The 7,925-nt window shown below is 62.4% G+C and carries 4 protein-coding genes; 1 reads left to right on the top strand and 3 read right to left on the bottom strand.

Annotated features, from left to right (window positions below):
* Positions 1–219: 219 nt before the first annotated feature.
* From M0954_RS23445 to M0954_RS23435, 3 genes are read right to left on the bottom strand one after another with little or no spacing between them, the layout of a single operon-like run.
* Positions 220–1,767 (bottom strand): efflux transporter outer membrane subunit, encoded by a 1,548-nt coding sequence (locus M0954_RS23445; RefSeq protein ID WP_297355800.1) that lies wholly within the window; start codon positions 1,765–1,767, stop codon positions 220–222.
* Entirely contained in the window at positions 1,767–3,047 is a 1,281-nt protein-coding gene (locus M0954_RS23440) for an efflux RND transporter periplasmic adaptor subunit (protein ID WP_297355798.1), read from the bottom strand. Before M0954_RS23440 ends, M0954_RS23445 begins: the two co-directional genes overlap by 1 nt.
* Positions 3,044–6,211: an efflux RND transporter permease subunit gene (locus M0954_RS23435; protein ID WP_297355796.1), complete on the bottom strand. Its 3,168-nt coding sequence runs from the start codon at positions 6,209–6,211 to the stop codon at positions 3,044–3,046. The genes M0954_RS23440 and M0954_RS23435 overlap by 4 nt, the downstream gene beginning before the upstream one ends.
* A 414-nt stretch (positions 6,212–6,625) precedes the next feature.
* Here M0954_RS23435 and M0954_RS23430 point away from each other — a divergent pair, with 414 nt between their 5' ends.
* Entirely contained in the window at positions 6,626–7,921 is a 1,296-nt protein-coding gene (locus tag M0954_RS23430; protein WP_297355794.1) for an MFS transporter, read from the top strand.
* Positions 7,922–7,925: the final 4 nt, after the last annotated feature.

Here is a 7,925-nt window from a genome sequence, read left to right as displayed (position 1 = left end):
AGTGCGGCGAGTGTCATGAGTTTCATCGTTTCATCTCCATGCATATATGGCTTTAGGCGGCCCGGCGATACAACGGAAACGTGCTGTATTTACCGCTGCATTTGCCGCTGCATCTGCCGGTTAGATACAGAATAAAGCGGGCGATTTATCGCATCGGGTGCATGAAAATGAAGAGATATTTAAATCACATCAACGCTACCTGGATAGGCAAATGCAGGTCTATTGCGGCTCATGCACATCGCCGGGCGCGGTGCCCAGACTCAATGGATTGAACGGCCGGGTCTGATCGGCAGTGGGCAGGTCTGCTGTGCTCCAGCCACCGCCCAGGGCGCCGGTGAGTGCCACTGCGGTCTGCAGGCGCCGCGTTTGCACCTGCACTGCTGTGATCTGCGCGGTCAGCGCCGCAATCTGGGCCACGGTGACATTCAGGTAGTTGTCCAGACCATCCCGGTACAGGCTCATGGAAATGCTTTGCACCTTGAGGGCTGCCTGCAGAGCGGCCTCTTGTTGGGCTGCCTCGGTAGAGAGTTTGCTGGTCAACACCAGATTGTCTTCGACCTGCTTGAACGCAGTGAGCACGGTTGCCCGGTAGTTGTCGCCGGTCTGGGCAAACCTGGACCAGCTCGCTTGCACCTCGGCCTTACGCAACCCCCCTTCGAATAGCGGCAGCATTGCCGACGCACCCACGGCCCACAGCGTATTGGGCAGCGAGGCGAGGGCGAAGCCCGTGTCCTCGAAACCGCCCACCGCGTTGAGGCGGATGTTCGGATAGAAGGCCGCTCGCGAGACGCCAATCGCCGCGTTGGCAGCGGCCATGGCGCGCTCGGCCTGGGCAATATCGGGGCGCCGTTGCAGCAGTGCCGAGGGCACGCCCGCCGGAATCTCCGGTAGCGCAATGTGGGCGTCGGTGCGCACCGGCAAGCTGAACGTGCTGGGGTTGGCGCCGCTCAATACGGCGATCGCATGTTCGAGAACGGCGCGTTGTGCTTCGACGTCGGTATCCATGGCTTGTGCCGAAGCAAGCTGATTCCGGGCACGTTCGACGTCAAGGCCCGAGGAGATTTTGCCGGCATAGCGCATCTGCGTAATCTTGACCGCGTCCTGATACGAACCGATGGCCTGCTGATAGGCCGCATGCTCGGTATCGAGGCCGTGCGCGGCCATGTAGTCGCCGGCCAGCTCCATCTCGAGGCTAAGCCGGGCCGAAGCAACTTGCGCCGCCGTGGCCTGTGCGCTCTCCTTCGCCGACTTCGCGCTATTGCGGATCTCGTCCCAGAAGTCCGGCTCCCAGGTGGCTGCGGCGCCGTAGCCATTCGATTGCTCGTGATTGGGGCCAGTGCTGCTATGAAACAGCGTGTGTGCAGATTCTCCGTTCTGGCTGACGAACGCCTGCGAGTTCAATTGCGGAAACAGGCCCGATTGAGCCTCGCCGACGACGTCCCGCGCCTGGGTGTAGGTTTCCTGCGCGGCCAGCAGATCGGGGTTGGCCGTATCGAGTTGAGCCTCAAGGCGATCCAGTTCGGGGTCGTCGAACATCTGCCACCATGGGCCGCGTGCGAGCTGATCTTGCGGAGTCGCTTCGACGAACGGCCCCGAGCCGCGATAGTCGGCCGGCAAGATTGTTTTGGGCGGCGCATAGGTGGGCGCAAGATCGCAGCCCGAAAGGACGGTGAGCAGTGCCAGGCAGGCTATCGGCCCCGCGCGGCGAATGTGGTGGCCAAATAAGCGGCTAGATTGACGACCAGATTGTCGATTAAGACCGCGCATCATTTCCCCGAATCATTGCGTGCGGCCTCAACCTTGGCGCGCTGCTCGGCGCTCAGGTTGGCGGGGACCGGGGCGGCGGCCTGGAACTGCGGCGAGAGCGCGACGCCAGGCGCACCGCTGACGATTCGCACCCTCTCGCCCTCAAGAATCCCGGCCGAGGGATTGACGATCAACCGGTCGCTACGCGTCAGACCGGAGACCACCTGCACGGTCTGCCCGAGGTTGAGGCCGAGCTTGACGTCCTGCAGATGAACCTTGTTGTCGGCCCCAACCAGCGCGACCTGCATGCCTTCCGCGCGAAACAGCAACGCCTGTTCCGGGATGATCAGCACGTTCGGATCGGATGGCATGACGAAATGCACGTCCGCATACGTGCCAGGCCAGATCAGGTGATCGGGGTTCTTGACCAGCAGCTCGGTCACGACCGTACGCGTCTGCGGGTTAAAGGCATTCGCGGTGGTGTCGAAGGTGGCCTCGAATCTGCGGCCCGGATACTGCGGTAGCGAAAGCGTGGCGGTCAGGCCGGGTTTGAGGATCGAGGAATAGTCCTGTGGCACCGAGACGAACACGCGCATCTCGTGGATATCGGAGACGCTGAACAGTTCGTCGGCCGCACCTTGTGAGCTGACGTCGCCACCGGCTGCATTGACGTAGTTGCCGACGTCCGTGTTGCGCGACGTCACCACGCCGTCAAACGGTGCAACGATCGCCTTGAAACCTTCGAGCACCTTGAAACGCGCGACCTGGTGCTCCGCTGCGCGTGCCTGGGCCTTCTGTGCAGCAGCATTCGCCACCTGCACATCCACTTCCTGCTGCGAGACTGCCTCCGTCCCCTGCAAGGCGGTCCAGCGTTTGGCCGTGACCACCGCGAGGTTGTAGTTGGTGCGGGCGACATCGAGATTCGCCTGGGCGCTTTCGTATTGCTCGTCGACAGCGGGCGCATCGATGGTCGCGAGCAGCTCGCCCGCCTTCACCACCGCACCGTAGTCCTTGTACCACTTCGACACATAGCCGGACACCTGCGCGTAGATCGGCGCCGAGTACCAGGCGTGGATGTTGCCGGGCAGTGTCATGGTGCGCGAGGCGGGTCCGGGCATCGGCGACATCACCTGCACGGGTGGCACCGAATCCTCGTTGGCGACGTCGCGCAGATCGGCAAGGTTGTCGTGCCGCTGGACGATGCCGAGCGCCACCAGGCCAAGCGCGACCAGCAGGCCGATCCCGGTCAGCAGCCGCACTTTGGGACGGCCAGGGAGGGAGAGATCTCGAAGGGTGTTCATGCGTGCAGTTCCCTGTCTGTCTGGGTCTTCCGGTCGCGATGCAGCAGCGCGAACACGCAAGGTACGAATAGCAAGGTGGCAACGGTGGCGACCAGCAGGCCGCCGATCACGGCGCGTCCCAGCGGGGCGTTCTGGGTATTGCTGAAGGACATCGGCAACATGCCGATGATCATGGCGAGCGCCGTCATCAGGACCGGGCGGATACGGGCAAAGCCGGCTTCGATAGCGGCCGCGACAGGGTCGCCGTGGACTGCGAAATGTTCGCGGGCGAACGACACCACCAGAATCGAGTTGGCCGTCGCCGTGCCCATACACATGATGGCGCCGGTGAGGGCCGGCACCGACAGCGTGGTGTGCGTCAGGAACAGGCTCCAGACAATCCCAGCGAGCGCCGCGGGCAACGCGGTGATGATGATGAACGGGTCGAGCCACGACTGGAAGTTGACGACGATGACGAGGTACACGAGCAGGATCGACAGCGCGAGTCCTTCCAGCAACTGCGAATAGGCGCTGCTCATGGTCTGCGCCTGGCCGCGCAGGTGGACCGACGCGCCGTGCGGCACCTGATCGGCCATATCGGCAACCACTTTCTCGACCGCGTCATGAACTGCACCGAGATCGCGCCGCTGGTTGCTTACGAAGATGTCGATGGCGGGCAGGATGCTGTAGTGCGAGGCCAGCAGCGGGGTGCCGGTCTGGCTGATAGTGCTGAGTGCGCCGAGCAGTTGCACGCCGTGGTCGTTTGGATCGCCGTCGCCTTTGTCGATCGGTATGGTCTCCAGATCGTTCATCGAGCTTAGCTGATCCTGCGGCGTCTGCAGGTTGACGAGGTGCGAGACCCCGCTCGAGGTGTCGAGCCAATACGTCGGCGCCGTCTGACCGCTGCCCGACAAGGTGGCGAGCGTGTTGTTGGCGATATCCGCTTCGGTCAGCCCGATCCCTGAAGCGAACGAGCGTGACGCTGCGATCTTCAGCGTGGGTTCGTCGAACGCCTGCTGGATGTTGACGTCGGCGCTGCCAGGAATGCGCCGGATGCGCGCGGCCAGTTCCTGTGCGTAGGCGAAGTTCGCAGCTTGCCCGCGGCCGGCAACCTGCACGTCGATCGGTGCCGGCAAGCCGAAGTTGAGAATCTTGGCGGTGATGTCGCCCGGCAGGAATGTGAAAGCAGTACCCGGATACATCAGTGGCAACTGACGGCGCAGTTTGAACCGGTAATCGTCGACGGGCGAGCGGTCGTTCTTCAGGCTGATCGTGATGTCGCAATCCTGCGGACCGATCGTCCCCGTCGAGTTGTAGGCCTCGTTGATGCCGCTGGCAGGCAGGCCGCAATTGTCGAGGACGTTGGTCACTTCGCCAGGCAGGATTTCGCGGATCGAGGCGTTCACCAGCACGGCGAGCCGCGACGCTTCCTCGAGACGGGTGCCGACCGGCGCACGCATATGCATGTCGATCTCACCCGACTTGATGCTCGGAAAGAAATCGCGGCCGAGAAAGCCGAGCAGACCGAGCGAAGCGAACGAGCCCGCCACGAAGATCGCGATGAAGCGTCCTCGGTGCGCCACGATGCCGGTCAGCAAAACCTTGTACTGATTGCGAAAACGGGTGAAGCGGCGTTCGAAGCCCCTTTGAAAGCGCGTGAACGGTCCCGGGTTGGGGGCATGCCCGTGCTTGTGCGCTTCCACCTGGCCGCGCAGCAGATAGGCCGCCATGGTCGGCACGAGCGTACGCGAGAGGATGAACGAGGCGATCATCGCGAAGATGATGGCTTCGGCAAGCGGCAGGAACAGATAGCCTGCTACGCCGCTCAACTGGAACAACGGCAGCCAGACGATGCAGATGCATAGCGTCGCCACGAACGTGGGTACGACAATCTGGTTGGCCGCGTCGATGATGCCAGGCTCCAGTTCCGCACCCGCCTCCAGATGCGAGTCGATATTCTCGATCATGACGGTGGCGTCATCCACGAGAATCCCCACGGCTAGCGCCAGTCCACCGAGCGTCATCACGTTGATGGTCTGACCGAGCCACGAGAGCACCAGCACCGAACACAGAATGGCGAGTGGGATCGAGGTGGCGACAATCAGCGTCGAGCGCCAACTGCCGAGAAACAGCAGCACCGTCAGGCCGGTCAGGATGGCGGCGGTGATCATCTCCTGCACCACTTCATCCACCGAGTCGCGCACAAAACCCGAGGCGTCGTTGAGCGTGGTGATTTTCACGCCGGGTGGCAGCGTTCGGATAATACCTGGCAGTGCTTTCTTGATGCCGTCCACCACCGCGAGCGTCGAGGCATCGCCGCTCTTCAGGATCTGGATCAGCACCGCCTGCTTGCCTTTCACGAGCACTGCGTTGATCTGCGGTGGCGAGCCCCGGTGCACATAGGCCACGTCGCGCAGATAAACGGTCGCGCCGTTGACAGTCTTGATCGGCAGGTTGTTGAAGGTGGAAACGGCGATTGGGCTCGCGTTGGTCTCGACCATGAAGTCGAGCGCGCCGATCTTCTGGTCGCCGGCTGGCAGCACGACGTTCTGCGAGCTGAGCGCGTGCGCCACGTCGACCGCCGACAGGCCGTGCGCGAGCAGCCTGGTCTGATCAAGATCGATCTCGACGTTCAGCGAGGCGCCGCCATACGGGGTTGGAATCGCAGCACCCGGCACGGCGACCAGTTGCGGACGGATCAGATTGGACGCCATGTCGTAGACCTGCGCCGCGGTCATGCCGGCCGCCGACACCTGCAGGTCCAGCACCGGCACCGAGGAAGCGTTATACGAAAGGATTTGCGGCGGCGTGATGCCGGCGGGCATCTGCTTGAGCACGGTCTGCGAGGCCGCGGTGATCTGCGCCTGCGCTGCGGCGACGTTGGTGCCCGGTTGCAGGAACACCTTGACGATGCCGCGCCCGTAGAGCGACTGACTCTCGATATGCTCGATGTTCTCGACGGTCGAGGTGAGCGAGCGCTCGTAGTAGTAGATCACGCGGCCGGACATGTCCTGCGGCGTCAGACCGTTGTAGGTCCAGACCACAGCCACTACCGGAATACGGATGTTCGGAAAAATGTCGGTCGGGGTCCTGAGCACCGCCATACCGCCGAACAGCACGATCAGGATGCTCATCACTACAAAAGTCAAAGGTCTGCGTAACGCGACAAGGACGATGGCGTTCATTGGGTGCCGTTCAAAATACAAGGGAGTCGAGTCGTGGGCAGCCCGTGGGCGACGCTGGGGCCTTGAACGCATGATGGGTGAGGCGACGTAACGCGGCATCGCCAGACCGATTAAGCATTTTTTATGGTTTTGACATCGCGGGAGGGAGTGGGCCAGGTCGTTAGCGCAATCTCATGCTGTTAGTTGTCGTACAACTAGGTGGAACAATTGACGGACTCCAGCGCGAAAAGAACGTCATGCGCGGCCTTATTTTCCCGTCATATCATGGCTTTGCGCCGAGCACCGGGTAAACACCCGTAATCTCCTTCTTGATCCAGATAGGTTGACGGACATACGATGTCTACCGCGCCGCGAGCGGTATCGACATGCGTTGGCCGCTTTTAAAAACCATATCGACTGGAGAGAGACGCCATCATGGGAATCAAGGTAAGAGGGCTGCGCTGGTGGATGATTGCTTTGCTGTCGCTGGGCACGGTCATGAACTATCTGGCGCGCAGCTCGCTCGCCATCGCCGCGCCGACGGTCATGCAAAGCCTGCACATCTCCACCAGTCAGTACGGCTGGATTACCGGCGCCTTTCTCGTCATGTACCCCCTGGGTGGGCCGCTGACCGGTTACCTGATGGACCGCATCGGCCTGCGTTTTGGTTTTCTGGTGTGCGGCCTCGCGTGGTCGCTGATCTGCATGGCGCACGGCTTTGCTACTGGCTGGGTCGGCCTGTTCGTTTTGCGCGGCATGCTCGGCCTCGTCGAAGCATCGTTTATTCCGGCCGGCATGCGGCTCGCGGCGTTCTGGTTTCCGCTGCGCGAACGTGCGATTGCCGCGGGCGTGTTCAACATCGGCACGTCGATTGGTGCGATTGCCGCACCGCCGCTGATCGCGTGGTCGATCCTGCGATACAACTGGCAAGCCGCCTTCGTGATCGCAGGCGGTATCGGTTTTATCTGGGCGGTCCTGTGGATCGCCTTCTATCGTCATCCCAGCGCGCACTCCGCGCTAAGCGAGCGCGAAGCCGCGTATATCGTCGACGGCAACGCGCTTGGCCTCGCCGAAGATGGTTCGAAGCCGAGTCTGCGCGAGATTTTCCGCTCGCGTAATTTCTGGGGCATCGCGCTGCCGCGTTTCTTTGCCGATCCCGTGTGGGGCACGCTGGTGTTCTGGATGCCGCTGTATCTGCATCAGGCACGCGGCTTCGATCTGAAAGCGATTGCGATGACCGCGTGGCTGCCGTTTGTCGCCGCCGATATCGGCTGCCTGATGGGCGGCTCCGTGTCGTTCTTTCTGAACCGGCACTTCAATCTCTCGATCATCAACGGCAAGCGGGTCGTCTTCACGTTCGGGGCGCTGCTGATGACGGCCATGGCAGGCGTCGGCTATGTGAAAGATCCGGCCATGGCGATCTTCCTGCTGTGCCTCGGCGGCTTCGCACACCAGACGCTGTCGGTCACGGTGATCTCAATGTCCGCGGATCTGTTTCCGCGTCATGAGGTGGCGACCGTCACAGGTTTTGCGGCGCTCAGCGCTGGCATCGGCAACCTCGGCTTTACCCTCGTGATGGGCGCGCTCGTCATGACCATCGGCTATGCGCCGTTCTTCGTGGCGCTCGGCTTGGGCGATCTGGTCGGCGTGGCGCTGATCTGGAGTCTGGTGCGTCCGGTGTTGGCCGAGCGCCGCGCCAGTGCGCAGGTGGCGCGCGCCGCGAGCGCGTAGCGTT

Source organism: Paraburkholderia sp., assembly GCF_026225065.1.
Lineage (GTDB): Bacteria > Pseudomonadota > Gammaproteobacteria > Burkholderiales > Burkholderiaceae > Paraburkholderia.
The sequence above is the reverse complement of the archived record's forward strand: the minus strand, read 5'-3'. Positions and strand labels throughout refer to the sequence as shown.